The sequence below is a fragment of the Amycolatopsis sp. CA-230715 genome, from assembly GCF_018736145.1.
Taxonomy (GTDB): domain Bacteria; phylum Actinomycetota; class Actinomycetes; order Mycobacteriales; family Pseudonocardiaceae; genus Amycolatopsis.
In genome coordinates this window covers 3,772,643-3,796,989 of record NZ_CP059997.1, presented here as the reverse complement: position 1 = coordinate 3,796,989, position 24,347 = coordinate 3,772,643, and the positions used below count along the sequence as shown (strand labels likewise).

The 24,347-nt window shown below is 69.4% G+C and carries 25 protein-coding genes; 8 read left to right on the top strand and 17 right to left on the bottom strand.

The window, feature by feature from the left end:
- Window positions 1–111: 111 nt before the first annotated feature.
- From HUW46_RS17825 to HUW46_RS17815, 3 genes are read left to right on the top strand one after another with little or no spacing between them, the layout of a single operon-like run.
- Complete coding sequence (locus HUW46_RS17825; RefSeq protein ID WP_215548336.1) at window positions 112–918, top strand: ABC transporter ATP-binding protein; 807 nt, start codon at window positions 112–114, stop codon at window positions 916–918.
- Complete coding sequence (locus HUW46_RS17820; RefSeq protein ID WP_215548335.1) at window positions 908–1,789, top strand: ABC transporter permease; 882 nt, start codon at window positions 908–910, stop codon at window positions 1,787–1,789. The genes HUW46_RS17825 and HUW46_RS17820 overlap by 11 nt, the downstream gene beginning before the upstream one ends.
- 10 nt (window positions 1,790–1,799) lie before the next feature.
- On the top strand, window positions 1,800–2,840 hold the full coding sequence (locus tag HUW46_RS17815; RefSeq protein ID WP_215548334.1) for an ABC transporter substrate-binding protein: 1,041 nt from the start codon (window positions 1,800–1,802) through the stop codon (window positions 2,838–2,840).
- A gap of 18 nt (window positions 2,841–2,858) precedes the next feature.
- Here HUW46_RS17815 and HUW46_RS17810 read toward each other — a convergent pair whose 3' ends face one another.
- The 4 genes from HUW46_RS17810 to HUW46_RS17795 form a co-directional block, all read right to left on the bottom strand.
- Window positions 2,859–3,533 carry a hypothetical protein gene (locus tag HUW46_RS17810; RefSeq protein ID WP_442860944.1) on the bottom strand — a complete coding sequence of 225 codons (675 nt, stop codon included), beginning with the start codon at window positions 3,531–3,533 and terminating at the stop codon, window positions 2,859–2,861.
- Window positions 3,534–3,956: 423 nt separating this feature from the next.
- On the bottom strand, window positions 3,957–6,875 hold the full coding sequence (locus tag HUW46_RS17805) for an ATP-binding protein (RefSeq protein WP_215548333.1): 2,919 nt from the start codon (window positions 6,873–6,875) through the stop codon (window positions 3,957–3,959).
- A gap of 658 nt (window positions 6,876–7,533) precedes the next feature.
- Window positions 7,534–7,938, bottom strand: a complete 405-nt coding sequence (locus HUW46_RS17800) for an SsgA family sporulation/cell division regulator (RefSeq protein ID WP_215548332.1) — start codon at window positions 7,936–7,938, stop codon at window positions 7,534–7,536.
- A 226-nt stretch (window positions 7,939–8,164) separates the two neighbouring features.
- On the bottom strand, window positions 8,165–8,635 hold the full coding sequence (locus HUW46_RS17795) for an Lrp/AsnC family transcriptional regulator (RefSeq protein ID WP_215548331.1): 471 nt from the start codon (window positions 8,633–8,635) through the stop codon (window positions 8,165–8,167).
- A gap of 96 nt (window positions 8,636–8,731) precedes the next feature.
- Here HUW46_RS17795 and HUW46_RS17790 point away from each other — a divergent pair, with 96 nt between their 5' ends.
- From HUW46_RS17790 to HUW46_RS17780, 3 genes are all read left to right on the top strand, one after another.
- Window positions 8,732–9,979 (top strand): sensor histidine kinase, encoded by a 1,248-nt coding sequence (locus HUW46_RS17790; RefSeq protein WP_254126287.1) that lies wholly within the window; start codon window positions 8,732–8,734, stop codon window positions 9,977–9,979.
- Window positions 9,967–10,602, top strand: a complete 636-nt coding sequence (locus HUW46_RS17785) for a response regulator (RefSeq protein WP_215548330.1) — start codon at window positions 9,967–9,969, stop codon at window positions 10,600–10,602. Before HUW46_RS17790 ends, HUW46_RS17785 begins: the two co-directional genes overlap by 13 nt.
- Before the next feature lie 119 nt (window positions 10,603–10,721).
- Entirely contained in the window at window positions 10,722–11,741 is a 1,020-nt protein-coding gene (locus tag HUW46_RS17780) for a beta-ketoacyl-ACP synthase III (RefSeq protein ID WP_254126285.1), read from the top strand.
- Here the strand turns inward: HUW46_RS17780 and HUW46_RS17775 are convergent.
- The 7 genes from HUW46_RS17775 to HUW46_RS17745 all read right to left on the bottom strand — a co-directional run bounded on the left by HUW46_RS17775 (window position 11,728) and on the right by HUW46_RS17745 (window position 18,305).
- Window positions 11,728–13,221, bottom strand: coding sequence for an adenylate/guanylate cyclase domain-containing protein (locus tag HUW46_RS17775; RefSeq protein WP_215548329.1), 1,494 nt, complete (start codon window positions 13,219–13,221; stop codon window positions 11,728–11,730). The two genes, HUW46_RS17780 and HUW46_RS17775, sit on opposite strands and share 14 nt — an antisense overlap.
- Window positions 13,222–13,585: 364 nt before the next feature.
- Complete coding sequence (gene ku, locus HUW46_RS17770; protein WP_215548328.1) at window positions 13,586–14,503, bottom strand: non-homologous end joining protein Ku; 918 nt, start codon at window positions 14,501–14,503, stop codon at window positions 13,586–13,588.
- Window positions 14,503–15,387 (bottom strand): non-homologous end-joining DNA ligase, encoded by an 885-nt coding sequence (gene ligD, locus HUW46_RS17765; protein WP_215548327.1) that lies wholly within the window; start codon window positions 15,385–15,387, stop codon window positions 14,503–14,505. Before ligD (HUW46_RS17765) ends, ku begins: the two co-directional genes overlap by 1 nt.
- Window positions 15,387–16,328, bottom strand: a complete 942-nt coding sequence (gene ligD / locus HUW46_RS17760; RefSeq protein ID WP_215548326.1) for a non-homologous end-joining DNA ligase — start codon at window positions 16,326–16,328, stop codon at window positions 15,387–15,389. The genes ligD (HUW46_RS17765) and ligD (HUW46_RS17760) overlap by 1 nt, the downstream gene beginning before the upstream one ends.
- Window positions 16,325–16,885: a DNA polymerase ligase N-terminal domain-containing protein gene (locus HUW46_RS17755; RefSeq protein WP_215548325.1), complete on the bottom strand. Its 561-nt coding sequence runs from the start codon at window positions 16,883–16,885 to the stop codon at window positions 16,325–16,327. Before HUW46_RS17755 ends, ligD (HUW46_RS17760) begins: the two co-directional genes overlap by 4 nt.
- A gap of 29 nt (window positions 16,886–16,914) precedes the next feature.
- Window positions 16,915–17,727: a class I SAM-dependent methyltransferase gene (locus tag HUW46_RS17750; protein WP_215548324.1), complete on the bottom strand. Its 813-nt coding sequence runs from the start codon at window positions 17,725–17,727 to the stop codon at window positions 16,915–16,917.
- A gap of 59 nt (window positions 17,728–17,786) precedes the next feature.
- A complete protein-coding gene (locus HUW46_RS17745; protein WP_215548323.1) occupies window positions 17,787–18,305 on the bottom strand; it encodes a CGNR zinc finger domain-containing protein in 519 nt (172 codons plus the stop codon).
- A 72-nt stretch (window positions 18,306–18,377) separates the two neighbouring features.
- On the opposite strand from HUW46_RS17745, the gene HUW46_RS17740 reads away from it, so the two are divergent.
- Window positions 18,378–19,142 (top strand): SDR family NAD(P)-dependent oxidoreductase, encoded by a 765-nt coding sequence (locus HUW46_RS17740; RefSeq protein ID WP_215548322.1) that lies wholly within the window; start codon window positions 18,378–18,380, stop codon window positions 19,140–19,142.
- A gap of 356 nt (window positions 19,143–19,498) precedes the next feature.
- On the opposite strand, the gene HUW46_RS17735 is transcribed toward HUW46_RS17740, so the two are convergent.
- Genes HUW46_RS17735 through HUW46_RS17725 form a run of 3 tightly spaced genes read right to left on the bottom strand, consistent with a single transcriptional unit; the run spans window position 19,499 to window position 21,052 of the window.
- A complete protein-coding gene (locus HUW46_RS17735) occupies window positions 19,499–20,299 on the bottom strand; it encodes a SigB/SigF/SigG family RNA polymerase sigma factor (RefSeq protein ID WP_215548321.1) in 801 nt (266 codons plus the stop codon).
- The gene (locus HUW46_RS17730) at window positions 20,296–20,706 is read right to left on the bottom strand and encodes an ATP-binding protein (protein WP_215548320.1); all 411 of its coding nucleotides are present in this window, start codon (window positions 20,704–20,706) and stop codon (window positions 20,296–20,298) included. The genes HUW46_RS17735 and HUW46_RS17730 overlap by 4 nt, the downstream gene beginning before the upstream one ends.
- Before the next feature lie 13 nt (window positions 20,707–20,719).
- Window positions 20,720–21,052: a plasmid stabilization protein gene (locus HUW46_RS17725; RefSeq protein ID WP_215548319.1), complete on the bottom strand. Its 333-nt coding sequence runs from the start codon at window positions 21,050–21,052 to the stop codon at window positions 20,720–20,722.
- 121 nt (window positions 21,053–21,173) lie between these two features.
- Between HUW46_RS17725 and HUW46_RS17720 the strand changes: the two genes are divergently transcribed.
- Entirely contained in the window at window positions 21,174–21,938 is a 765-nt protein-coding gene (locus HUW46_RS17720) for a sulfite exporter TauE/SafE family protein (RefSeq protein WP_215548318.1), read from the top strand.
- Window positions 21,939–22,027: 89 nt separating this feature from the next.
- Here the strand turns inward: HUW46_RS17720 and HUW46_RS17715 are convergent, their stop codons facing one another.
- The 3 genes from HUW46_RS17715 to hisC all read right to left on the bottom strand — a co-directional run bounded on the left by HUW46_RS17715 (window position 22,028) and on the right by hisC (window position 24,271).
- Window positions 22,028–22,276, bottom strand: coding sequence for a DUF397 domain-containing protein (locus tag HUW46_RS17715; RefSeq protein ID WP_215548317.1), 249 nt, complete (start codon window positions 22,274–22,276; stop codon window positions 22,028–22,030).
- Entirely contained in the window at window positions 22,239–23,132 is an 894-nt protein-coding gene (locus HUW46_RS17710) for a helix-turn-helix domain-containing protein (RefSeq protein WP_215548316.1), read from the bottom strand. The genes HUW46_RS17715 and HUW46_RS17710 overlap by 38 nt, the downstream gene beginning before the upstream one ends.
- An 83-nt stretch (window positions 23,133–23,215) precedes the next feature.
- Window positions 23,216–24,271 (bottom strand): histidinol-phosphate transaminase, encoded by a 1,056-nt coding sequence (gene hisC, locus HUW46_RS17705; RefSeq protein WP_215548315.1) that lies wholly within the window; start codon window positions 24,269–24,271, stop codon window positions 23,216–23,218.
- Between the last annotated feature and the right edge of the window lie 76 nt (window positions 24,272–24,347).

Here is a 24,347-nt window from a genome sequence, read left to right as displayed (position 1 = left end):
CGAAACGCGAAGAACGCATCGGCGGGAAGCAGAACGCGGACAAGCTTCACCTCGCGATGGGCGCCTCTTACCTTCCCTGTGACCGGCAGCACAGACAAAGGAGTCGCCGCGATGGCCCCACCCCTCATCGAACTGGCGGGTGCGACGAAACGCTTCCCGAGCGGGAGCGGATCGGTGCACACCGCGGTACGGGACCTGGACCTCACCGTCGGCGAGGGCGAGTTCGTCGCCGTCGTCGGCCCGACCGGCTGCGGGAAGTCGACGACCCTCTCGCTCGTTTCCGGCCTGCAGCCCGCGTCGGCCGGGGTGGTCAGGGTGAACGGCACCGACGTCCGGTCCATTCCGGACGGTGTCGGGTACATGTTCCAGACGGACGCGGTGATGCCGTGGCGTTCCGTGCTCGACAACGTGGCCTCCGGCCCGCGGTTCCGCGGCGCGCGCAAGGCGGATGCCCGCGCGCAGGCGGCGGACTGGATCGAGCGCGTCGGGCTCAAGGGCTTCGAAAAGTACTACCCGCACCAGCTTTCCGGCGGGATGCGCAAACGCGTCGCGCTGGCGCAGACCCTGGTCACCAGCCCGCGGATCCTGCTGATGGACGAGCCGTTCTCCGCGCTCGACGTGCAGACGCGCGCGCTCATGCAGGACGAGCTGCTGCGCCTGTGGGCGGGCAGCGACGCCGCGGTCATCTTCGTCACGCACGACCTCGACGAAGCGATCGCGCTCGCCGACAAGGTCGTGGTGATGACGGCGAGCCCGGCGACGGTCAAGGACGTGTTCGAGGTGCCGTTGCCACGGCCGCGCGCGGTCGAGGAGCTGCGCCTGACTGAGGAGTTCATGGGGCTGTACCGGCAGGTCTGGGAGTCGCTGCGGACCGAGGTCGACAAGGCGCGGGAAAGGGGTGCGGGCAATGTCGCGTGAAGCCGTGCTCACGAGGGAAGAAACGAAGGTCTACGAGTCCGAAGAGGACATTCTCGCCAGGCAGCGTACGAAGACGCGTCGCCGCAAGCGCAACATCTGGTTGCTGCGCCTGGGCATCGTGGCTGTCTGGCTGGGCAGCTGGGAGCTGACCGCGACGCTGTGGATCGACCCGTTCGTCTACTCCAAGCCGTCGAAGATCTGGGAACGGCTCGTCGAATGGTTCAGCATCGGCACCGATTTCGGGTCGATCTGGTACCAGCTGTGGGTGACCGTCGAAGAGGCCGTGATCGGGTTCGCCATCGGGTCGATCGCGGGCGTGGTGCTCGGTGTGGTGCTCGGCCGCAGCGCCTATCTCGCCGACGTGCTGGCGCCGTTCATCAAGGCGATCAACGCGGTGCCGAGGATCGTGCTCGCCGCGCTGTTCGTGATCTGGTTCGGTCTCGGGCTTCCGTCCAAAGTGGCCACTGTGATCGTGCTGGTGTTCTTCGCGGTGTTCTTCAACGCCTTCACCGGCGCCCGCGAGGTGGATCGCAACGTCATCGACAACGCGCGGATCCTCGGCGCGAGCCGCGTGCAGGTGATGGGCTCGATCGTGCTGCCGAGCGCGACCTCGTGGATTCTGTCCTCTTTGCACACCGCGTTCGGGTTCGCGTTGATCGGCGCGGTGGTGAGCGAGTACGCGGGCGCCCGCGCCGGTGTCGGGTTCCTGATCTCGAACGCGCAGGGCACGTTCGACTCGGCGGGCATCTACGCGGGCATGATCATCATGACCGTGGTCGCGCTCATCGCCGAGTGGGGGATCGGCTGGCTGGAGCGCAAGCTCCTCCGCTGGCGCCCCAACGCCGACGACAACGCCGCGTCGCCGATCTGAGGTGGTGAAGATGCGCAAGAAGATCGGGCTGCTGCTGGCACTCGTGCTGGTGGCGGCGGGAACGATGGCGTGCCGCGACACGCGGACGCTGGACCTCGGCGGCGGCACCCCGCACCTCAAGATCGTGGTGGGCGGGCTGGAAAAGGTGATCTACCTGCCCGCGATGCTGACGCAGCAGCTTGGCGGGTTCAAGCAGCAGGGGCTCGACGTCGAGTTGCTCGGCGACACCTCGGGCGCGAGCGCGGAGACCGCGCTGATCTCCGGCGAGGTGCAGGGCGTGGTCGGCTTCTACGACCACACCATCGACCTGCAGGCCAAGGACCAGTGCATCACCAGCGTGGTGCAGATGGCGAACATCCCCGGCGAGGCCGAGGTCATTTCGACGAAGAAGGCGGGCGAAGTGCGCTCCGCGGCCGATTTCCGCGGCCGCAAGCTCGGCGTCACCTCGCTCGGCTCGTCGACCGACTTCCTCACGAAGGCGCTCGCCGCCAAGGACGGGGTGTCCTCAAGCGACTACACGCCGGTGAAGGTCGGTGCCGGGCAGACGTTCATCGCGCCGCTCACCCGCGGCGAGATCGACGCGGGGATGACCACCGACCCGACGATCGCCCAGCTCACCACGACCGGCCAGGGCAAGGTGCTCTACGACCTGCGCACCGAGCAGGGCACGCGCGCCGCGCTCGGCGGGCTCTACCCGTCGACCTCGCTGTACATGAGCTGCGAGATCGTGAACCGGTACCCGGAGGTGGTGCAGAAGCTGGCGAACGCGTTCATCGGCTCGCTGCGCTGGATTTCCGCGCACCGACCCGAGGAGATCGCGGCGAAGATGCCGCAGTCGTTCGCGGGCGGCAACCCCGAGCTGTACGTCAAGTCCATCAAGGACAGCATCGGGATGTTCAACGCGGACGGCAAAATGGACCCCGCGGCGGCGCAGAACGCGTTGCGGGTGCTGGCGAGCTTCTCGAAGAACGTGGCCCCGCGCAAGGACAGGATCGCGCTCGACAAGACGTACACCACGAAGTTCGCCGACGCGGCGGCGACGAAACCGTGAGGGACCGGTGGCCTGCGCTCACCCGCGCAGGCCACCGACCGCCCACGCGACGACCAGCAGCGCGAGGATCAGGGAAAGCCCCGCCTGGCCGAGCATGGTGAGCTTCGCCCAGCGGCGCAGCGGCATCACGTCGGTCGGGCTGAACGCGGCGGCGTTGGTGAACGAGACGTAGAGGTAGTCGAGGTAGCCGGGCTCCCAGTCCTTCGGCGCCAGCTCCGGATCGCTCATCTGCGGGAACATGAAGTCCGGGTAATCGGCCTCGCCGAGTGCCCGCGCCGCCGGGCCGCCGCGGTCGAATTCCCAGTACCACAGGGAAAACACCACGATGTTCGTCCAGTAGACGATCACGCCGGACAGCAGCACGCGGCCCGCGCTGCCGGTGATGGACCCGTCCACGATCCCGATCACCAGCCCGACCGCGGACAGCGCGTTCGCCGCGCTCACCACCGCGACGAGCACGAGCGAGATCATCCGCTCGCGCTTGCTCCGCCTGTCCACCTTGCCGGGATTCACCAGCAGCAGCGCCACGATGAGCAAAGTGGACAGTGCGGGCAGCAGCCAGCGGGGACTCAGCACGAGCGCGCCGGGCAGGGCGAGCTGCAACGCGAGCGTGGCGATGACCACGGCCATCGCCTGCCAGCGGGCCTCGCCCTCGGTCTTCCGCCGCCAGGCGGGAACGCTCTCGGCGATCATCGCCCCACGGTAGCTCCCGGCGGCGCGCCCCGCCTCCGTCCGCGCGGCTTGCCCGCGTGCCCTGGCTTTCGGGGCGGTAGATGATGCTGTTGGTCACAGTGATGTCGGGTGCGCGGATGTCGGGTGCGTGCGGCGGCGGGGCCCGTCGTTGGTCCCCGAAGGCCACCTTCGGGGACCCCAGCGCCACTTTCTCGGCCCTCGCTGACGTGCGAGCAGGGCTGTGCGTGCCCCGAAGGTGGCCTTCGGGGCGCTCAACGCCGCACATCCACCCCTCGCACACTCGACCTCCCGCTTTCGGGGCACGCGAACGCCCGCTGCGGGCCACGCAGGAGGTGGCGGCCCGCCACGAGGGCCGAGATCGTGACGCTCAGCGCCCCAAGAAGAGCCTTCGGCGAAGGTCACTTTCGGGGCACGGCGGGAGTGTCAGACGGCTTCCGGGGAGCAGGCCGGGGCGTCGGCTTCCAGCCAGACGACTTCGGTGCGCGAGCGCGCGCCGAGCTTCCGGAGCACCTTCGCCACGTGCTGTTCCACCGTGCGCGGCGACAGGAACAGTCCTTCGGCGATCTCCTTGTTCGTGCGCCCCGCGGCCAGCATGCGCGCGACTTCCCGTTCCCTGGGGGAAAGTTGCGTCCCGTAGCCGCGCCTGCCGCGTGGTGAGGGGGTCCACGCGCCGTGTTCGCGGAGCGCGTGGCGGCAGCGGCCCGCGTCCCGCGTCGCGCCGAGGCGGGCGTAGACCTCGGCGACTTCGCCGAGTTCCGCGGTCGCCGCGCTGTCGCCGGAGGCGAGCCTGCTCAACGCCGCCCGTTCCTTCGCCCACGCGGCGGCGTAGGGCATCGGGAGGTTCGCGTAGGCCTTCGCGACCTCGGCGAAGTCCGCGCCCGCGTCGGCGTGCTTTCCCCGCGCCACCAGCAAAACCGCCTTCGCCGCGGCGAGCGCGGCCGTCGCGACCGGCGCGTCCCTGCCTTCGATACCGCGCTCGAACTCGTCGACGACGGATTCCGCCGCGTTCCACCGGCCCGCCGCCGCGTACGCCTCGGTCGCCACCGGCACCAGTTCGGCGGCCCACACCCACACGCCCTTGCAGCGCGCCGAAGTCAGCCCGCTGTCCACGATCGCGCAGGCGGCCGCGATGTCGCCCGCGCCGAGCCGGACGCGCGCCAGCATGCCCGCCGCGGCCAGCACCACCGGCACCACACCGTGTTCGGGTGCGTGCACGCTCGTTTCGGCGAGGTACCGCTCGGCCTCGGAGAATTCGCCGCGCACCGCCGCGAGCCCGCCGAGCACGAGCGCGGCTTCGGCGGTGACCGGGCCGAGATCGGGGTAGCGGCGGCGGAGCGTTTCCCCGGTTTCGGCGAGCCCCGTCCAGTTCCCGGTGAGCCAGTCGAGCCGCAGCCGCGTGCCCCTCGCCAGTTCGACGGTGAACAGCGCGCCGGTGGAATTGGCCTGCACCATGCCGTCGCGAAGGAGCCGGTCGGCCCGCCCGTGGTGCCCGATCCACGACTGCGCGTCGGCGAGGTTGCACCACAGCCGCGCGAGCTGCACGCGCTCGGCGACCGTGCGCCCCGCTTCGGGGAGCTGTTCGAACTCGGTCCACGCGCTGCCGTCGCCGATGTGCGCGCGGCAGGCGATCCGGTCACCGGTCAGCGCGAGCCGCAGTTCGGGGTCGTCGAGCCGTTCGTACACCTCGCGCGCGCGTTGGCCCCACTGTTCGTGCCAGCTCAGCGGCATCAGCCCGTCGATCGGCATGGCGAGCAGGTTGATCCCGCGCGCGGCGAGTTCGGGGCGGTCGGACAGCTCGTCGATCGCCTTCTCGACTTCGAGCCGCGCGCGTCCGAGTTCCCCCGCGCGGCGCACGAGCAGCAGCCCGAGGTTGAGCCGGATCGTGCCCCGCATGGTCTGGGACAGCGTCCGTTCGGCGAGCACGCGTTCGAGCGTCGCGGACACGTCCGAGCGCAGCCCGCGCTGCGCGATCTTGCTCAGCTTCGTGGCCAGTCGCTCCACATCGGACTCGGCGAGTTTTCCCTGTTCCAGCAAGGCCTGCAGGGTGTCGATGGCGAGCGCGGTCTCGCCGAGTTCGATGGCGCGGTCGGCGGCGGCCTCCCCGTAGCGCTGCCACTGGTCGGGCAGGCCACCGGCGCGCGCGTGCCTGGCCAGCTCGGCGTACGGCGGCGGCACCACGTTCGCGAGTGCGCGCAAAGCGTTGGCGTGCAAGGGTTGCCGCTCGGGTGCGCTGGTCGCCTCGTACACCGCGCGGCGGGCGAGGGTGTGCCGGAAGGCGTACCGGCCGCGGTCGGCCTCGCCGAGCAGCCCGCCGTTGACCGCTTCGGAAAGCGCCGAGGACAACCGCGCGCCGCGCAGGCCCGCGATCATGCCGAGCAGGGTCGACTCACCGGGGGTGCCGAGCACCGAGGCGGCTCTGACCAGGCGCGCGGCGGGCTCGGACAGCACGCCGAGCCGTTCGACGGCGGATTCGCGCAGCAGCACCGGCACCGCGATCCGGTCCAGTACCTGCGGTGACGGTGCCGCGCCGGAGAACCCGAGATCGCGGACCGCGCGCAGGGTTTCGGTGACCACCTGCGGGATGCCCGCGGTGTGCTCGTGCAGCGCGCGGACGAACTCGTCGTCGATGCGGGAGAGCGAGAGCACGTCGGTGGCGACGGCGCCGACCGCCTCGGCGCCAAGCGGGCCGAGGTGCAGGGTCGCGACGGGCACGGAATCGGCCGCCCGCAAGGGAATCCCGAGCGCGGCACCGGCCTGTCCCGCGCGGTAGGTGAGCAGGAGCGTGAGGCGCCGGGGCGGTTTCGCGACGAGGAAGGCGAGCAGGTCCTTGGTGTTTTCGTCGGCCCACTGCAGGTCTTCGAGCACGAGCACGGTGGGGCCGCAGGCTTCGAGCAGTTCGCGGACGGCGCGGAACTGGCGGTGCCGCTGGGCGGCCGGTTCGGCCATCGGCTCCGGCGCGGGCGGCAGCAGATCGGAGATCTCGGGGAGCAGCGGGCGGAGCACGCCGGTCACCGGGCTGAGCGTGCCGACGGGCTGGCCGGTGACGGTGCGCAGCGCGTCCAGGATGGGACCGTAGGGGAAGGGTTCGCGCAACGGCGGGCACGAGCCGGTGAGCACGCGCACGCCGTCGAACTCGTGTCTTCGGAGCAGCGCCGCGACCAGTCTGGTCTTCCCGATCCCGGCCTCGCCTTCGACGAGCAGCACGGCGGGGCGCTCGCCGCTGATCCGCGCGAGGGTCGCGATTTCCTCGTCGCGGCCGGCGAGCGCGGGCGTCGGTGTTCGCACCGACACCAGCGACGACGGAACCGTTTCGGAAAGGGGCCGGCCTGCCGTCCGCACCATGGCGCTCGCTCCCTCGCAGGGCGGGCGACTGGGTGCCGCCTGCCGGGGTTCAGCGAGCCTAGGCAGAGCGTGATCGGTTCGTAAACCAGTCAGAACGGGCGGTCCGCAAGCGCTACTCGACCGTACGAAAACCGACCGTCACCGTTTCGCCTACGGAAAGCCGACGTTCCCTCACGGTGCGTAGGACCCACCAGGGCGGATTCCCGAAGGGCGGCAAGGCGCCGGAAAGCCGTGCACGAATGATTACGGACAGTACTGTCGAGAACTTCCTACTTTAGGCGCGGACCGTTCGGGTGATGTTGAACCAGTGACGCCCGTGGTCCGGAGGATACTGCCGCCGCCGAGAGTGCCCGCCACGTCCCGAAGGCCGCCTCAGGGGAATCTGGCGCCACTTTCCAGGCCCTAGCACGCAAGTGCCCGCTTCGGAACGATGCTCGCCCGCCTACCTCCCGAGTGCCGCGAGGTCCGCGCCGAAGGCGCGGCCACTCCCAACCCGACCACCACCGGCGATCCGGCGCGCCCCGCGCGCCGGGAGCGTGCAGTCGGGCGCAGGGCCCCTGGGGCCCTCTAAATTTGCGATGGCAGGGCGCCCAGCACGACCAACCGGCGGGTCGAGCTGGGAGCCGCGCCCTGGCAGCGCAAATTTTGCCGCCCGATATCAGACACTGGTGATTTCTTCGATGAGCGCTTCCACGTCGAAGTGTTCGCTCTCCGCACCGGCGGGCACCAGTTCGAGCGTGTTGGCGACGAAGGCTTCGAGGTCGGCGCGTTCCATCTCGACGAGCGCGTAGCCGTCGGGCGACTCGATCTCGAGCGCGGTCAGGTCCTCGTCGACGGCGAGGTCGGGGCGGACGCGGACGTCGCCGATGCCCGAGGGCTCGGTCAGCCCGGTGATCAGCAGGTCGCGGGCGAACACCCACTCGATCCAGCGGCCGCGCTCGCTCCGGAAGGCGATCGTCACCGCGAACGGCTCACTGGCCAGAAAGGACAGTCGCGAAAGGACAGGTGCGGTGCTGCCGTTCATCGACACGAACTGGGTCTGGTGCACTGCGTCGGTCTGCACGGTGCCACTCCTCGCGGTTGGCGAAGGTTCGCGTCGTGCGAACCACTCGGACAGCGGGGAGAGCGCTGGCGGCCCCGCTCGTGATGCCAGTTCCGTGCCATTCACGCTATCCGGTGGCGGACGGGGTGAGGTGTAACACTTCGGCCACTGTCGGACGACTCCCTGATAGCGCTCCACAGTGGTCTCCGCCACAGTCCGGTTTTCACTACGGACCGCACTTTTCCGGTTACCCGAGCGGGACGGTGAGGCCCACCTTCACCCGGTCCATGGCGACACTCGTGGTGAAGTGCCGGACATCCGGGTTGTCGAGGAGCGCGCGGCGGGTGAACGCCTCGAAGCACGCCATGTCGCGGCAGGCCACCACCAGGATGAAGTCCGCCTGCCCGGTCACGTAGTAGCACTGCTGCACCGCGTCGTCGGCGAGCGCCCGTTCGCGGAACGCGCGGATCACGTCGACGTGTTCGCGTTCCATCTCCACCGCGACCACGAACGTCATCGGCACGCCGAGCACGTCTTGATCGAGTACCGAGACGTCCCGTGCGATGACCCCGCACTGGCGCAGCCGTTTGATCCGCCGCTGCACCGCGGCCGCGGACAGCCCCACTTCGGCGCCAATGGACTCGGCGATCGTGCGGGCGTCGGTCTGCAGGCGGTCGAGGATCTTGAGATCCACCGCGTCGAGGGGTGGCGTCGGCACGTCGCCAAGGCTATCCGGGCGCGCGGGCAGGCGCCCCCGCCCGATGGTGTAGCCCGCACCACCGCGCCCGGCCGGGGAGTGCGGAAGAATCGGCGTATGGCAGACGGACGGCCCGTGGGGGCCATGGGCAGGGTGCGCGCGACGGCGGCTTCGGTGCCCTTCTCCTTCATGAGCATGATCACCGGGTTCGCGGCGATGGCCGCGCTGCCGGTGCTGATGGCTTCGGCGGTGATGTGCGTCTTCTGGGTCGGGATCTTCGCGCTGCCGTTCGAGCTGCGCTTCCTCGGCAGGGTCACCGATGTTGTCCGCGCCTTCAGCGCGCGGCGGCTAGGCATCGCGATCCCCGGGCATGGACCGCGCGGGCGCTCGCTGCGGGACCTCATCGACGAGCGCGGCACCTGGCGCGATCTCCGCTGGGTCCCGGCGACCATGTTGTTCGGGACCATGCTGGGCATCTTCGGCCTGACGCTGGCGTTCCTCCCGTTCGTCGCGTTGTTCTCGATCGGGTTCTGGTGGCTGTTCCCCGCCGACGAACCGATCAAGGTGATCGCCGACATCCCGATCGAGAGCTGGCCGAGCGCCTTCTACGCGGGCGTCCCGATGCTCGTGGCCACGGCGGCCATCGCGCTGTGGCTGCCGCCCAAGATCGCCAACGCGAGCGCGAAGCTGAACGCGGCGCTGCTCGCACCGTCCGAAAAGGACCAACTTGCGGAGCGCGTGGAAACGTTGCGGGAGAGCCGCGCGGGCGCCGTCGACGCGCACGGCGCCGAGCTGCGGCGCATCGAACGCGATCTGCACGACGGGACGCAGGCGCGGCTGGTCTCCATCGCGATGCGGCTCGGGCTCGCCGAGCGCCAGCTCGAAAAGGATCCGCAGGCGGTGGCGAAGCTGCTCGCCGACGCGCGCTCCGGCGCCGAGGACGCGATGACCGAACTGCGCACGGTGCTGCGCACGATGTACCCGCCGATCCTCGCCGACCGCGGTCTCGACGGCGCGCTGTCCGCGATCGCCGCGCAGAGCACCGTGCCGACCGAGGTGACGGTCGGCGAGCTGGGCGCGCTCGCCGCGCCGGTGGAGGCCGCCGCGTACTTCGTGATCACCGAGGCGCTGACCAACGTGGCCAAGCACGCGGACGCCTCCAGGGTGGAGGTCACGCTCACGCGCGACGTGGACGTCCTGCTCGGCCAGATCGTCGACGACGGCTCGGGCGGCATCGACGAGACCAAGGGCACCGGGATCGCGGGCATGCGGCGCAGGCTCGCCGCACTCGACGGCGAGCTGTGGGTGACGAGCCCGGCCGGCGGGCCGACCAAGATCGTCTGGGAGTGCCCGTGCGGGTCGTGATCGTCGAGGACAACGTCCTGCTCGCCGAGGGCATCAAGCTCCTGCTCGCCACCGCGGGCCACGAGGTGGTCGCGCACGTGGACAACGCGGACGCCTTCGTCGCGGCGGTGACCGAGCACGAACCCGATGTGTCCATTGTGGACGTACGGCTGCCGCCGTCGTTCCGAGACGAGGGCATCCACGCCGCGATGCGCGCGCGCCGCGTATTGCCGGGCACCCCGGTTCTCGTGCTCTCGCAATACGTCGAGGAAACCTACGCCGGCGAACTCCTTTCCGACGGGCACCCCGGTGTCGGCTATTTGCTGAAGGACAGGGTCGCCCGCGTGGAGGAGTTCCTGGAAGCGCTGGACCGGGTCGCGGGTGGGGGCACCGCGCTCGATCCCGAGGTCATTTCGCAATTACTCACCCGCAGGCACGATCCGCTCGCCGCGTTGACCGCGCGGGAACGGGAGGTGCTCGATCTGATGGCGCAGGGCTTCGCGAACGCCGAGATTGCCGGGAAGTTGACGGTGACCGAACGCGCGGTGCACAAGCACATCGGCAACATATTCGCGAAGCTCGACCTGCCCCCGAGTGATAGCGGGCACAGGCGAGTGCTGGCCGTACTCGCCTATCTGGGCTAACGCGGGCCCGTCCGAGTGAGCCAAATGTGACCTGGAACACAACTGACCGGTCTACCGGTTGGTAGGGCTTACAAGTGTGCGGAATGGGGTCTCACGGGGACTAACGAGGAGGGTTCGCAGTGCGCACGCAGGATGCGCCCGAGTTCGCGGGGCGCCGCGCGGCGGTGTTGTGCGGGCTCGGTGGTTATCTGCCGTCACGGGTGCTCGACAACGAAGAACTGTCCAGCCGCATGGACACCTCCGACGAATGGATTCGCACCAGAACCGGAATCAGCGCGCGCCGGATCGCCGATGACATGTCCACTGTGGACATGGCGATCGAGGCGGGTCGCGCGGCGCTGAGCAGCGCGAGCCTCGAGCGGGTCGACGCGCTGGTGCTCGCCACCTCGACCCCCGACTACGTGTGCCCCGCGAGCGCGCCCCAGGTGGCCGCCGCGCTCGGGCTCTCCGGGATCGCGGCGTTCGACGTGAACGCGGTGTGCAGTGGTTTCGTCTACGCGCTCGCCACCGCGGCGGGGATGATCTCGGCCGGGATCTCCGGTTCCGTGCTCGTCGTCGGCGCGGACAAGTTCACCGCCGTGGTCGACCCGGATGACCGCGGCACCGCGCCGATCTTCGGCGACGGCGCGGGCGCGATCGTGCTGCGCGCGGGCTCGCCGGAGGAGGACGGCGCACTCGGCCCGTTCGACCTGCACAGCGAGGGCGAGGGCACCGATCTGCTCTACGTTCCCGCGGGCGGTGTCCGGCAGCGCTTCGCCGAACGCGAGCAGGACAACTACGTGATCATGCAGGGCCAGAAGGTGTTCCGGCAGGCGTGCGCGCGGATGGCGGAATCGTCCCGCACGGTGCTGGAGCGGGCGGGCTGGCCGGTGGACGGCGTCGACCGGTTCGTCGGCCACCAGGCCAACATCCGGATCCTGGACGCGGTGGCGAAGAAGCTCGGGCTGCCCGCGGAAGCCGTGGTCGCGAACATCGGCACGGTGGGGAACACGGTCGCCGCTTCGGTGCCGCTCGCGCTGCTCGACGGGGTCAAGGAAGGGCAGCTCGTGCCGGGGCACCGGGTGCTGCTCAGCGCCTTCGGCGCGGGCCTGACCTGGGGCTCGACGGTGCTGAAGTGGCCGGAGGTCACTCCGGGCTGACGGCCCAGGTGATGGTCGCGCTTTCGCGGCCGCGGAGCTGGACGGTTTCGTCCTCGGTCCAGCGCGCGCGTTCGCCCGCGGCCGCCGAGGCCAGCGTGGTGTCGGAGGCGAGGATGCGGCCGGGGGTGTGCTTCGCGTACTCGGTGAGCCGCGCGGCCTCGTTGATCGGATCGCCGATCACGGTGTACTCGAACCGGCTGCTCGTGCCGAGCTGACCGGCGAACACCGGCCCCGACGCGACCCCGATGCCCAGGTCCAGTTCGCCGTCGGCAAGCACCGCGTCCCGGATCGCGCGCGCCGCGCCCAGCGCCGAAGTGGCCGGGTCCGCGAGCTTCGTCGGCGCGCCGAACACGCACAGCGCGGCGTCGCCCTGGAACTTGTTCACCAGCCCGCCGCGCGCGTTGACCGCGTCGACCACGCTGCTGAAGAACCGGTTCAGCTTGTCGACCAGTTCCTGCGGCGGGGTGCGCGCGGCCAGCGCGGTCGAATCGACGACGTCGACGAACAGCGCCGTCACCTCGCGCACGTCGCCGGAGAGCGAGGCGCCGAACTCGAGCGCGTGCCGTGCCACCTCGGTGCCGACGTGCCTGCCGAACAGGTCCCGCATCCGGTCCTGTTCGCGCAGGCCGGCGGCGAGGTCGTTCACCGAGGTCTGCAGCGTGCCGATCTCGCTCGAATCGTCCACGTCGACCTGCACGTCCGTGCGGCCGCGCGCGATGTCGTCGAGCGCGACCCGCAGCCGGTGCAGCGGCGCCGCGACCGCCTTCGCGAGCAGCGCGGTGGTGAACGCGCCCAGCACCAGCCCCGCCACGGACAGCAGGATCAGGCTCGACGTCGGATCGGCGTGGCTCAGGTTCGGCGGCGTCGCCACCAGGAACACCCCGAGCAGCGGGACGCCGCTGGCGAGCGACCAGGTCAGCACGAGCCTGGTCAGCACGGTCGTCGGCAGCTTCTGCTTCGGCCGGTCGACCGCGAGCGCGAGCATCATCACCGGCCGCGCGACCCACTCGGCCGCGAGGTAGGTGATCCCGGCCGTGGTCAGCCCGCCGAGCCCGATCGTCAGCGCGACGGCCACCGCGTCCGCCGACGAGCCGAGCACACCCGCGAGCGTGGCCAGCAGCACCGTGCCGCCGAGCCACAGCGTGCCGCTCACGCGCGCCATGTCGCCGGGGATCCGCAGCGCGCGGCGCGCTTCGTCCGGGGTGGGCGGCCTGCCGAGGACGAACCACACCGCGGTGCGGCGCTGCAACCAGGCCGTCCACACGGTCCCGGCGAGCAGCGACGCGGCGACGTACCCGGCGGCCGAAACGGTCATCACCCAGGACCGGTCGCCGATGTCGCTCGGCGTGCCCTGCAGCAGCAGGAGCAGCGCGACCACGGCGGCGCCGACCACACTGGACCCGAACCCGAGCACGGCGAACCCGATACCGGTGCGCAGCACCAGCCTGAACCGGCTCCCGAGCCGAAGTCCCCGTCCCACAGGTCGATGTTATGGGTACGCGCGTCCGGCGGGGGGTCGGCCGATGCTCCGAAGGCCGCGATGATGGTGCGCGGATCGCCGTGCTCCCGGGTCTCGATGGCGGAAATGTGGTGGCGAGCGCGAATGTCCCCGATGGCCACCTTCGGGGACCCTGGCGCCACTTTCTCGACCCTCGCCCGCGTGCGGGCCTCGGCTGCCGGTGCCCCGAAGGTGGCCTTCGGGGCGCTCAACGCCGCACATCCACCCCTCGCACGCTCGACTACCGCGACGCGCCTGCCCCGCTTGCCGGTGCCCCGAAAGTTCAGGGCACTGGATTCCCCGAAGGTCACTTTCGGGGCACGCGACGGCTGACGTGAGTTTCCAGTCAGGAGGCCTTGACCGCCTTCTCCAGTTCGGCGCGCGTCATCTTGGAGCGGCCCTTGACGTCCTGTTCGCGCGCGAGCTTTTCCAGGTCGGCCTTGCTCAGGTCGGACACGTCGGGCTTCTTCTTCCCGCGTTTGCCGCCCTTGCGGCGGCCTTCGACGCTGCGGGAAAGCGCCTCGAACAGGTCGACCACCTTCGTCGGCTCCGACGGCTCGGACTCCGGGGTGACCGTGCGGCCCGCCTTCTTGTCGTCGATGAGCTTCTTCACGCGCTCGGTGTAGGTGTCCACGTACTGGTCCGGCTGCCACTGCTCGGTCATCGAGTCGACGAGGCTGACCGCCATGTCCAGTTCCTTGCCGCGCGCCTTCAGCTCCGGCAGGCTCTTCAGCTCCTTCGCCGGATCCCGGATGTCCGCGGCGAAGTGCATGGTGTTCAACGTCAGCACGCCGTCGCCCGCGCGCACCGCCGCCAGGTATTCCTTGCCGCGCATGACGAAGCGCGCGATCCCCGCCCGGTTCGTCTTCGCCATCGCCTGCAGCAGCAGCGCGTACGCGCGGTGGAACTCCTCCTTCGCCGGGCCGAGCCAGTAGGTGCGCTGGAAGTAGATCGGGTCCACCTCTTCGAGGTCCACAAAGGACTCGATGTCGATCGTGCGCGACCGGCCCGGCGCGATCTCGTCCAGCTCCTCGGGTTCGACGAGCACGTACTCGCCGTCGTCCAGCTCGTAGCCCTTGACGATCTTGTCGTAGTCGACCTCCTTGCCGGTGCGCTCGTTGACCCTGCGGTACCGGATGCGGTCGGAGGTGCCGCGCTCGAACTGGCGGAAGTGGATCGAGTGGTCCTCGGTCGCGCTGTACAACGCCACCGGCACGGTGACGAGGCCGAAGTTGATCGACCCGCTCCAGATCGGCCGTGCCATCAGGACCTCCTCAGCGTCCGCAGCGACTTTTCCGCGGACGCGCCGCCCTCGTGCAGGCCGCGCCACGGATCTTCCTTGCGCGCCAACCGGTTCCGCAGTTTCGCGGGCGGCCAGCCGTCCGGCTCCGCCTTGCCCAGTTCGGCCCAGTCGAGCGGGGTCGCGGCCGCGGCGCCCGGCCTCGCCCGCAGCGAATACGGCGCGACGAAGGTCTGCGCGTAGCCGTTGCGGTTAGTGTCGAGGAAGACGCGGTCGCCGCGCTTGTCCTTGCGCTGCGCGGTGGTCAGGTGTTCGGGATCGCCTTCGGCCAGCTTGTCGGCGGCCTCGCGGGCGAGCGCGCGAACCAGGTCGTGGTCGGCGGTCGCGTCGAGCGGGGTGACGAGGTGGAACCCGCGCCCGCCGGTCGCCTGCAGGTGCGGATCGAGCCCGAGTCCGGTGAGCTGGTCGCGGCCGCGGCGGGCGATCTCGCGCAGTTTCGCGGTGCCCGTGCCCTCGGGCGGGTCGAGGTCGAGCACCATCAGGTCCGGGCACTCCGGACTGTCCACAGTGGAGGTCCACACGTGGAACTCGATGGTCGCCTGGTTCGCCAGGTACACCAGCGTCGCCGCGTCCTCGCACACCACGTGGTGCACCGATCCACCGTCGCGTTGCGGCATTTCCTCGACGCGGACCCAGTCCGGGAAGTGCTCCGAAGCCTCCTTCTGGAACCAGCCCTCGCCCTCGATCCCGTCCGGATAGCGGCGCAACGTCAGCGGCCGCCCCCGCAGATGCGGCACCATCACGTCGGCGACCGTGCGGTAGTGCTCGATCACGTCCCCTTTGGACAGTCCGTCCTCGGGGTAGAAAACCTTGGCGGTGTGCGAAATCTCGACGTCCTCGGCCTTCATCAAGCCTCCCGGACCACGTCTTCGGCTGCCTTGTCGTTCCGGAGCCCGACGTACCGCGCGTGGCGCAGCTTGCCGTCGCCGGTCCACTCCGAGAAGCCGATCTGCGCGACCAGCTCCGGTGACACCCAGTGAATTCCCTTTTCCTGCACGGTTTCGGCGAACGGCGACGACTTCCGTTCGAGCTTCTTCAGCTTCGCGGTGAGGTCCCGCAGGACTTCCTCGGTGTACCCGGTGCCGACCTTGCCCGCGAACCGCAGCCCGTCCCCGTCGTGGTAGCCGAGCAGCAACGCGCCGAACCCGTGCCGCGCGCCCTGCGGATCGGTGAACCCGCCGATCACGAACTCCTGGTCCTTGACGCACTTGAACTTCAACCAGTCACGCGACCGCCCGTGCTGGTACGGCGCGTCGACGCGTTTCGCGATGAGCCCCTCCCAGCCGTTCGCGCAGGCTTCGCGGAAGAACTCCTCGCCGTCGCCGTCGCGGTGTTCGGACAGCCGCAGCGGGTCCTCGAAGTCGAAGGCATCGGCGAGCAACTGCTTCCGCTGCCGCAACGGCAGGCTTGTCGCGTCGTGGCCGTCGAAGTACAGCAGGTCGAACAGGTAGTAGAAGACCTCGATCCCGGTCTTGCGGGCGCGCTCGGGATCGGTGAGGTGGATCCTCGGCTGGAGCGCGCCGAAACTCGTCTGCTTCCCGGCGAACGCCACGATCTCACCGTCGGCGACGAACCGCTCACCGCCGGACTTCGCCAGCGCTTCGACGATCTCGGGATAGGCGTTGTTCATCGTCTTCTGGTTGCGGGACCACAGCTTCGGCTCGTCACCGTCGCGGGAGCAGATCGTGCGGACGCCGTCGAGCTTGCGTTCGTAGAGCCAGTTCTCGCTGGAGAACCGCTCCTGGGTCAGCGTCGCGAGCATCGGGGCGCGCCAGCCCGGCGCGGTCACCCGAGGTCCTCGTTGGTGCGGCCGGACAGCACGGACTCGGGCTGGGTCTTCGCGGGCTTGCGCCGCCGGTCGGCGCCCCCGTCGTCCTTCTTGATCAGCAACCACTGCTCCTGCCTGCCGGAGTAGCGGGTCTTGACCAGGGAGAAAGCCCCGCTCACCTTCTTACCGTCGAGCTTGACGCGAAGATGCCCGTCGCGCAACGCGTCACCCGGCGAACCGTCGCCGAGATGGCTGAACGTGCCGGTGTCCCACACGACCACCGTGCCACCGCCGTACTCGCCAGCCGGGATCACGCCCTCGAAGTCCACATAGTCCAGTGGGTGGTCCTCGGTGCGGATCGCGAGCCGCTTCTCGTCCGGATCGAGCGACGGTCCTTTGGGGACGGACCAGGACACCAGCACGCCGTCGATCTCCAGCCGGAAGTCGAAGTGCAGGCTGGAGGCGTCGTGGCGCTGCACGACGAACCGCGATCCGGCGCGCCGGGTCGACCCCTGCGGCTCGGGGGTCCTATTCGGATCGCGCTTCGCGCGGTACTTCGCCAGCTCCTCCTTCGCCATGGCGCCTGGTTACCCGCGCGCGGGCGCGCTCAAAACCGGCAGCGGACCAGGTGGCTCATGTTGCGCAGGAAAGCGATCTTGCTCAGCACCTTCAGCGACCACCTCGCGACGGGCGTGAACCGGTCGATCGACTCCGGCGTCACGAGGTCCATCGCGCTCTTCGCGTCGACGACGGTCAGCCCGAGCGCTTCCAGCTCGGCCGGGCCTGCCAGGCCCCAGTGCAGCGTCGCGCCGGAGCGGCGGACCGGCGTGTTGATCTTCTGGACCGCGATCGCCCCGCGGCTGAACGCGTCGAAGACCATTTCGCCGGACGGGAAGCGCTCGACCAGCGCCCGCAGCAGCGCGCGGCCCTTCTCCGGGTCGAGGTACATGGTCAGGCCCTCGGCGACGACGAGCGTCGGCCGGTCGGCGGGGATCTCGTCGAGCCAGCCGAGCTCGGTCACGGAGCTGCCGATCATCCGGTAGCCGTCGCGGGCGGGGTAGATCCGCTCGCGCAGCTCGACGGTCTCCGGGTAGTCGACGTCGAACCAGCGGACCGTCGGCGGCGGGTCCATCCGGTACACCCGCGTGTCCATGCCGCAGCCGAGGTGGAGCACGTTCGCGGTCGGGTGCGCGTCGAGGAACTCCCTGGTCCAGGCGTCCAGCGCGGCCGCGCGCGCGGCGACGGACAGCGCCGCGTCGGTCTTCATCCCGAACTTGCGCCAGTCGTAGTCGATCTTGTCGACGGCCTCGGCCGCGGCCTGGTCGCCGAGGATCGGGCGGTCGAGCCTGGCGTCCACCGCGCGCCCGTACAGAGTGGCGAGCATGGTCGCCTTCTCTTCGGTGAAGTGCACCTTCTCCATCGGGTCCTGCCCCCTCGCACAAACTTTCACAACTTTGTGAAAAGTGTAGCGCTTCGGGGTCAGCCGCGCGCGCGGTAAGCGCGGGTCTTCATCCGGTTGCCGCAGCCCGCGGTCGAACACCAGCGCGCGTTGCGGGGTTTGGAATGGTCGTAGAAGACCCACTGGCAGTCCGGCGCGCCGCACGTCTTCATTCGGGCCCACGAGCCGTCCGCTGTCGCGATCACGACGCTGGCCAGCAGTTCTTCCAGGCGTCCTCGGCAGCCGCCGTCCACCGGTGCGAGCCCGCGGACACGGGCTTCGAGCGGGAGTTCGGCGGCGAGCGCGGCGAAACCGGCGGGGTTCTTCGTGGTTCCGTCCCGGTTCGCCTCGGTCAACTGGCGCAGCGCGGTGCGCAGGCGCACGGCGAGCGCCGCCTCGTCCTCGGTGTGCTCGCCGAGCCAGTCCGCCAGGTCGTCGCTCGTGCTCCGGCCGCCGAACGAGCGCGCGTCGAGCGTGTTGACGAAATCGAACACGGGCACGAGCGGCGCGGGCACGCGATGGAACTCCGCCGCCGCTGGACGGTCCTTTTCCCAAGTCATGGCGACACCACCTAACGGTTTTACTATACGCTGACACCAGTAAAGACGTTAGCTAGTGTCAGGAGTCAAAAAATGAACACCCAGAACGCGATCGTCACGGGTGCGAGCAGGGGAATCGGCCTGGCGGTGGTGGAAGCGCTGGTCGACGAGGGGTACCGCGTCGTCGCGGGCGCGCGCACGGTGTCGGAGGAGCTGAAGGCGCTGACGCCGCTCGCGCTGCCGGTGGACCTGACCACGGCGGAAGGCAACGAGCGGCTCGTCGAGCACGCCGTCGCCGAGCTGGGCGGCATCGACCTGCTGGTCAACAACGTCGGCGGTGCCGCGCCCGCCGACGACTTCCTCTCGGTCACCGACGACGGCTGGCGCCACGCGCTCGACCTCACGCTGATGAGCGCGGTCCGCGCCACCCGTGCCGCGCTGCCGGGCCTCATCGAGCGCCGCGGCAGCGTGGTGAACATCGGCTCGGTGAACTCGCGGCTGGCGCTGCCACACCTGGTCACCTACTCGGCGGCCAAGGCGGCGCTGGCGAGCCTCGGCAAATCGCTCGCCGAGGAGTACGGCGCGCGGGGCGTGCGCGTCAACACCATCTCGCCAGGCCCGGTCCGGACGACGGTGTGGACCGAACCGGGCAGCAACGGCGAGGAGCTGGCGCGCCGGGCGGGCCTGACGCTGGCCGAGTTCGTCGAGCGGATCCCCGAACTGACCGGACTGTCCACAGGGGACATGACCGAACCGTCCGAAGTGGCCGCGCTGGTGGTGTTCCTCGCCTCGCGGAAGGCGCCGAACATCAGCGGGTCCGATTTCGTGATAGACGGTGGAATGCTGAAGGAGATCTAGCTGATAGCGGACCTCGCCTGCCCTGAAGGCCACCTTCGGGGACTTGGGTTCACTTTCTCGGCCCTCGCGGGTGTGCGGGCGGGGCTGCTGATGCCCCGAAGGTGGCCTTCGGGGCGCTAGACGACACAGATCCACCCCTCGCACGCTCGACCACCGCGAGGCACATGCCGTGAAGGTGGCCTTCGGGGCGCTCAAGTCCCCGAAAGCCACCTTCGGGGCACCAGGCAGATTCCGGTCCAGACAGCAGAAGTCCTTACCAGAGCGTAGTTCGCGGCACCGGAGTCGCTGAGAGCCACCCTTGGCGCATCTACAGGAGCATCCTTCAGGGACTTCCCAACCTTCACGGAATCAACCGTCTAGTTCGGCAAGTCCTCTTCGGACAGACCTTCGCGGAGCGCGGTGAGGCTCCTGGCGAGCAACCGCGACACGTGCATCTGCGAGACCCCGATCCGTTCGGCGATCTGGGTCTGCGTGAGGTTGTGCACGAACCGCAGCGCGAGTATCCGCCGTTCGCGTTCGGGCAGTGCCGCGACCAGCGGCTCCAGCGCGCCGCTGTTCTCCACCCCGATCAGCCCGGCGTCGTCCTCGCCGAGCAGGTCGCCGAGCGCGGCACTGTCCGAATCGGACGTGAGCACCTCGTCCAACGAGGCCGAGTTGTAGGCGTTGCCCGCTTCGAGCCCTTCGTAGACGTCGTCCTTCGTGACCCCGAGATGCTCGGCGAGTTCGCTCGGCGTCGGCGCCCTGCCGAGCTGCTGGGACAGCTTCGTGCTCGCGTTCGACAGGGAAAGGTGCAGTTCCTTGAGCCTGCGGGGGACGCGCACCAGCCACCCGGTGTCGCGGAAGTGCCTGCGCACCTCGCCCATCACGGTCGGTACCGCGAAGGACAGGAAGTCCGCGCCACGGGAGGCGTCGAACCGGTCGACGGCGTTGATCAGGCCGACCGTGCCGACCTGGACCAGGTCCTCCTTCGCGACCCCGCGGCCGGAGAACCGCTGCGCGATGTGCTCCGCGAGCGGCAGGTGCCCGGTGACCAGCTTGTCGCGGACCTCCGCGCGGCGCGGGTCTTCTTCTGCCAGCGACGCGAGTTCGGCGAACAGCGGTCGCAGGTGTTCGTACTCGTGCGACGACGTGGGATACCGCGTTCCGGCTTCGCTCACGTCCGCGCCACCGGCTTCCGCTTGGCGAGCTGGATGTGCAGGAGGTTGCCCTGCCCGTTCCCGGAGACCCAGCCGGTGGCGGAGTCGGTGAGCGTGGCCAGGACGCGCCAGCCGAACGTGCCGGTGCTCGGCGCCTCCTGCTCGTGCGTGAGTACGCGGCCGGTGAAGCGCAGTTCGTCTCCTTCCAGTGCGAAGGTGCAGATCATCGTGGATCCCGGCGCCGCCCTCGTGATCAGCGTCGAGGCCGCTTCGTCCACGGCGAGCCGGAGATCCGCGATGGCGTCGAGGTCGAAGTCCTCACGCGTCGAGATGGTCGACGCGAGGCCTCGGATGATCGGGAGCTGTGCGAGGTCCGCCGGGAGCCGAAGCTCTATCTCGGTCGAGCCGTTTTCGGTTCCATCTGCCACGTCAACCTCGCGTTCAGCGTCCCAGCGCCTTCTGGAGTTCCTTTTTGGTCATCGTGGACCGCCCGCTGATCCCGCGCTTCTTGGCGTCGTTGTAGAGCTGCTCCTTCGTCGGCCCGCCGGGGCCCTTCCGGTTGCCGGAGCGCTCACCGCCGCGCTGCTGCGGGGACTTGTCCTTGATCGAGGTCTTGCTGGCCCGATCGGACTCGCCGCCGCGCGCGCGGTTCTTGTTGACCGTCCGCGCGGCGATCTCCTCGGCCCTGCCCTCGCCGGCACCGCGGTCCTTCTGCGACGACTTGATGTGCTCGTACTGCCGTTCGCGCTTGTCGTTCCATGCTTGCTGGGGCATCTCGCACCTCCTTCGCGGGGAATACCCGATCCGCCCGGCGCCAAACGGACTCCGGCCGAACAGTGTCTGTCCAACCACACCCGCTACGTGTGGGATGTCCACAGTGCTTAAGGTTCGCAGCGTGACGTGGTGGCATGCGGTGGTGATCGGGCTGGCCGGGGTGTGGGCGGGCACCATCAACGCGGTGGTGGGATCGGGCACCCTGGTGACCTTCCCGGTGCTGGTGGCGCTCGGCTACCCGCCGGTCACCGCGACCACCTCCAACGCGATCGGGCTGACGCCGGGCACGGTCACCGGGGCCTACGGGTACCGGCACGAGCTGGTCGGGCTGTGGCCTCGGATAGCCAGGTACGCGGTCGCCTCGTTCCTCGGCGCGATCGGCGGCACCATCCTGCTGCTGTCCCTGCCCAAGGACGCCTTCGAAGCGATCGTGCCGGTGCTGGTGGGGCTCGCCGTGGTGCTGGTGATCGTGCAGCCGAAGGTCGGCGGCTGGGTGACGAAGCGGCGCGAGGCGAACGGGACACCGAAGTCGCACGGCGGCCCGCTGCTGATGTTCCTGATCTTCCTGATCGGCATCTACGGCGGCTACTTCACCGCCGCGCAGGGCGTCATGCTGGTTGCCGTGATGGGCATGCTGCTCAGCGAATCGCTGCAGCAGCTCAACGGCATCAAGAACGTGCTCTCGGCGGTGGTGAACCTGGTCGCCGGGACGATCTACGCGTTCACCGCGCCGGTGAACTGGGCGGTCGTCGGCCTGCTCGCGCTCGGCTCGACGCTCGGCGGGGTGCTCGGCGCGAAGATCGGCCGGAAGCTCCCGGCCAAGGCGCTGCGCGCGGTCATCGTGATCGTCGGCATCGCCGCCGTCGTGCAGCTGACCCTGCGCTGAGTTCTTTATCGGGCGGCCGCGGTGCCCCGAAGGTGGCTTTCGGGGCGGTAGATGCCCTGAGGGTCACTTTCGGGGCATCGTGATGCGGGTCAGCGCAGGGTGGTGAGGAGGGCGCGCCAGGCGGGGGCGGAGGCGGCGAGCTGGCCGGAGGCGGGGGCCTTGGAGTCGCGGATCGCGGTGCCGGTGACGTGTGTCGAGACCTCGACGCAGTCGCCGTTGTCGCCGCCGCTGTAGCTGCTCTTGTGCCACACCAACGCCACTTCGACGCAGTTCCCGTTGCCGCCGCCGCTGTAGCTGCTCTTACGCCAGATCAGTCCGTGGTCGTTCACAGGAGCCATCCTTCGCGCGGTGGTATTCACTTGCCAACCTGGCAAGCCACTCGCGGGATTCTCCTCCATCCAGCGCGAAGCCAGCCACCCTTGAGAGTCGCTGGCGGTACACATCAAGGTCTTCGGGCTTCTCCAAGAACAGGCTCGTGGTTTGGTTCTCCACATAGACCACCGGGCGATGTTCGGCGAACCGCAACAGCCGGAACGCGCCACCGAGAACACCGCCGGGGCAGGCGTTTTCCGGTATGACCCGGATCGTGCAGCGGTCGAAGGAGCTGATCCGCAAGAGGTGCATGACCTGGTCGTGCAAGAACTCCACGGGGACCACCTGCGCTCGCAACACTTGCTCCGGCAGGTAGAACGTGAACCCGGGAGCATCCCGCCTTCGAAGGAGTTGTTGCCGTGCCATCCGCGCTCGCACTCGCAGCTCGATCCCGGGTTCATCGAAGAGGCCAGCCCATTGGAAGACAGCTCGCGCGTAGTCTTCGATCTGCAGCAACCCTGGCACCACGCCAGGCTCGAAGTCGATGATCGAGGTCGCCAGGTTCTCCTGCGCGATCAGCGATCTCAGTTCGTCCGGCAACCGCTCCTGGTGCGGCCGCAGCCGATACCCGTCATCGCTCTCCCGCAACACTTCCAGCAGTTCCACGACCTCCTTCCTCGGCGTGCCGCAGTTCGCCAGGAACATGGTCAGGTCCAGCTCGGCCACACCGCGGTGACCGCTTTCCATCCGCGAGACCTTGCTGGCCGAGCAGTCCAGCCGCCCGGCCAGCTGCGCCGCCGTCAGGTTCGCCCGCTCACGGGCGTCCCGCAGCGCTTCGCCGATCTCGCGCTTGTGCGCCGAGGAACTCCGTTTCCGCACCATGCGGCCAAAAGTAGGCCGACGCTACGGCAAAAGACACAGCGCCACGGCCGGATCATCCCAACGGGCGCGGCCGTGACACCTGGTCAAGCGTCGCGAAAAGCGCGAGCCGCGTCGAGGAACGTGTCGTTCTCCGAGGGCGTCCCGATCGTCACTCGCGCGCCTTCGCCCGCGAAGGGGCGTACGACGAGTTTCCGGTCGAGCATGAACTCCGAGAACTCCGTGGTGCGCTCGCCGAGCGGGAACCACACGAAGTTCGCTTGGGTTTCCGGGATCTCGTAACCCATTTCGAGCAACGCCGCGCGCACGCGGTCGCGTTCCGCCGTGATTTCGGTGCAGCGCGCCAAAAGCTCGCTTTCGGCGTCCAGCGAAGCGAGCGCCGCCGCCTGTGCGACCGCGTTCACGCTGAACGGGGTGAAGACCTTCCGCAGCGCTTCCACGACGTGCTCGGGCGCGACCGCGTAACCGACGCGCAGGCCCGCGAGCCCGTACGCCTTCGAGAAAGTCCGCAACACCGCCACGTTGTCGACCTCGCGCGCGAATTCCAGGCCGTCCGGCACTTCCGGGTCGGTCACGAACTCGAAGTACGCCTCGTCGAGCACCACCAGCACGTGCGGCGGAACCTTCGACAGGAACTCCCGCAACGCTTCGCGGCGCACGGCGGTTCCGGTCGGGTTGTTGGGATTGCAGACGTAGAGCACCTTCGTGCGCGGGGTCACCGCGGCGAGCAGCGCGTCCAGGTCGTGCGTGTGCGTCGCGTCGAGCGGGACCGTGACCACGCGCGCGTTCGCGACCTGCGTGGTGATCGGGTACGCCTCGAAGGAACGCCACGCGAAAAGCACTTCGTCACCGGGTTCGCACAGCGACTGCGCGAGTTGCTGGCACAGCGAAACCGAGCCGCAGCCGATCGCGATCCGCTCCGTCGGCACGCCGAGCTTCTCCGAAAGCCGGTTCACCAGCGCCCACGCACCGGTGTCCGGGTAGCGGTTCGCCGAAGCGGCCGCGTCGGCGATGGCCGACAGCACACTCGGCAGCGGTCCGCCGGGAACCTCGTTGCTGGCGAGCTTGATCGCTCCAGGAATCGAGCGTCCCGGCGTGTACCCGGGCAGCGACACCAGATCGGGTCGAGTGGTGACGGACATGCTCTGCGCTCCTCGTCAATCGGGGCCGGGTGAGGCCACCTGAAAGGTATACGCTTTGTCGAGTCCCGTGCCCGTG

Bases quoted from the DNA above. Each gene is read 5' to 3' on its own strand.
- HUW46_RS17755 (WP_215548325.1), bottom strand. From the start codon at position 16,885: ATGGCGAAGGAGGAGCTGGCGAAGTACCGCGCGAAGCGCGATCCGAAT.
- HUW46_RS17710 (WP_215548316.1), bottom strand. From the start codon at position 23,132: ATGGTGCGGAAACGGAGTTCCTCGGCGCACAAGCGCGAGATCGGCGAA.
- HUW46_RS17750 (WP_215548324.1), bottom strand. From the start codon at position 17,727: ATGGAGAAGGTGCACTTCACCGAAGAGAAGGCGACCATGCTCGCCACT.
- HUW46_RS17790 (WP_254126287.1), top strand. From the start codon at position 8,732: ATGGCAGACGGACGGCCCGTGGGGGCCATGGGCAGGGTGCGCGCGACG.
- hisC (WP_215548315.1), bottom strand. From the start codon at position 24,271: ATGTCCGTCACCACTCGACCCGATCTGGTGTCGCTGCCCGGGTACACG.
- HUW46_RS17715 (WP_215548317.1), bottom strand. From the start codon at position 22,276: ATGGCTCCTGTGAACGACCACGGACTGATCTGGCGTAAGAGCAGCTAC.
- HUW46_RS17725 (WP_215548319.1), bottom strand. From the start codon at position 21,052: ATGCCCCAGCAAGCATGGAACGACAAGCGCGAACGGCAGTACGAGCAC.
- HUW46_RS17825 (WP_215548336.1), top strand. From the start codon at position 112: ATGGCCCCACCCCTCATCGAACTGGCGGGTGCGACGAAACGCTTCCCG.
- HUW46_RS17810 (WP_442860944.1), bottom strand. From the start codon at position 3,533: ATGATCGCCGAGAGCGTTCCCGCCTGGCGGCGGAAGACCGAGGGCGAG.
- ku (WP_215548328.1), bottom strand. From the start codon at position 14,503: ATGGCACGGCCGATCTGGAGCGGGTCGATCAACTTCGGCCTCGTCACC.
- HUW46_RS17820 (WP_215548335.1), top strand. From the start codon at position 908: ATGTCGCGTGAAGCCGTGCTCACGAGGGAAGAAACGAAGGTCTACGAG.
- HUW46_RS17745 (WP_215548323.1), bottom strand. From the start codon at position 18,305: ATGACTTGGGAAAAGGACCGTCCAGCGGCGGCGGAGTTCCATCGCGTG.
- ligD (WP_215548327.1), bottom strand. From the start codon at position 15,387: ATGAAGGCCGAGGACGTCGAGATTTCGCACACCGCCAAGGTTTTCTAC.
- HUW46_RS17815 (WP_215548334.1), top strand. From the start codon at position 1,800: ATGCGCAAGAAGATCGGGCTGCTGCTGGCACTCGTGCTGGTGGCGGCG.
- HUW46_RS17805 (WP_215548333.1), bottom strand. From the start codon at position 6,875: ATGGTGCGGACGGCAGGCCGGCCCCTTTCCGAAACGGTTCCGTCGTCG.
- HUW46_RS17740 (WP_215548322.1), top strand. From the start codon at position 18,378: ATGAACACCCAGAACGCGATCGTCACGGGTGCGAGCAGGGGAATCGGC.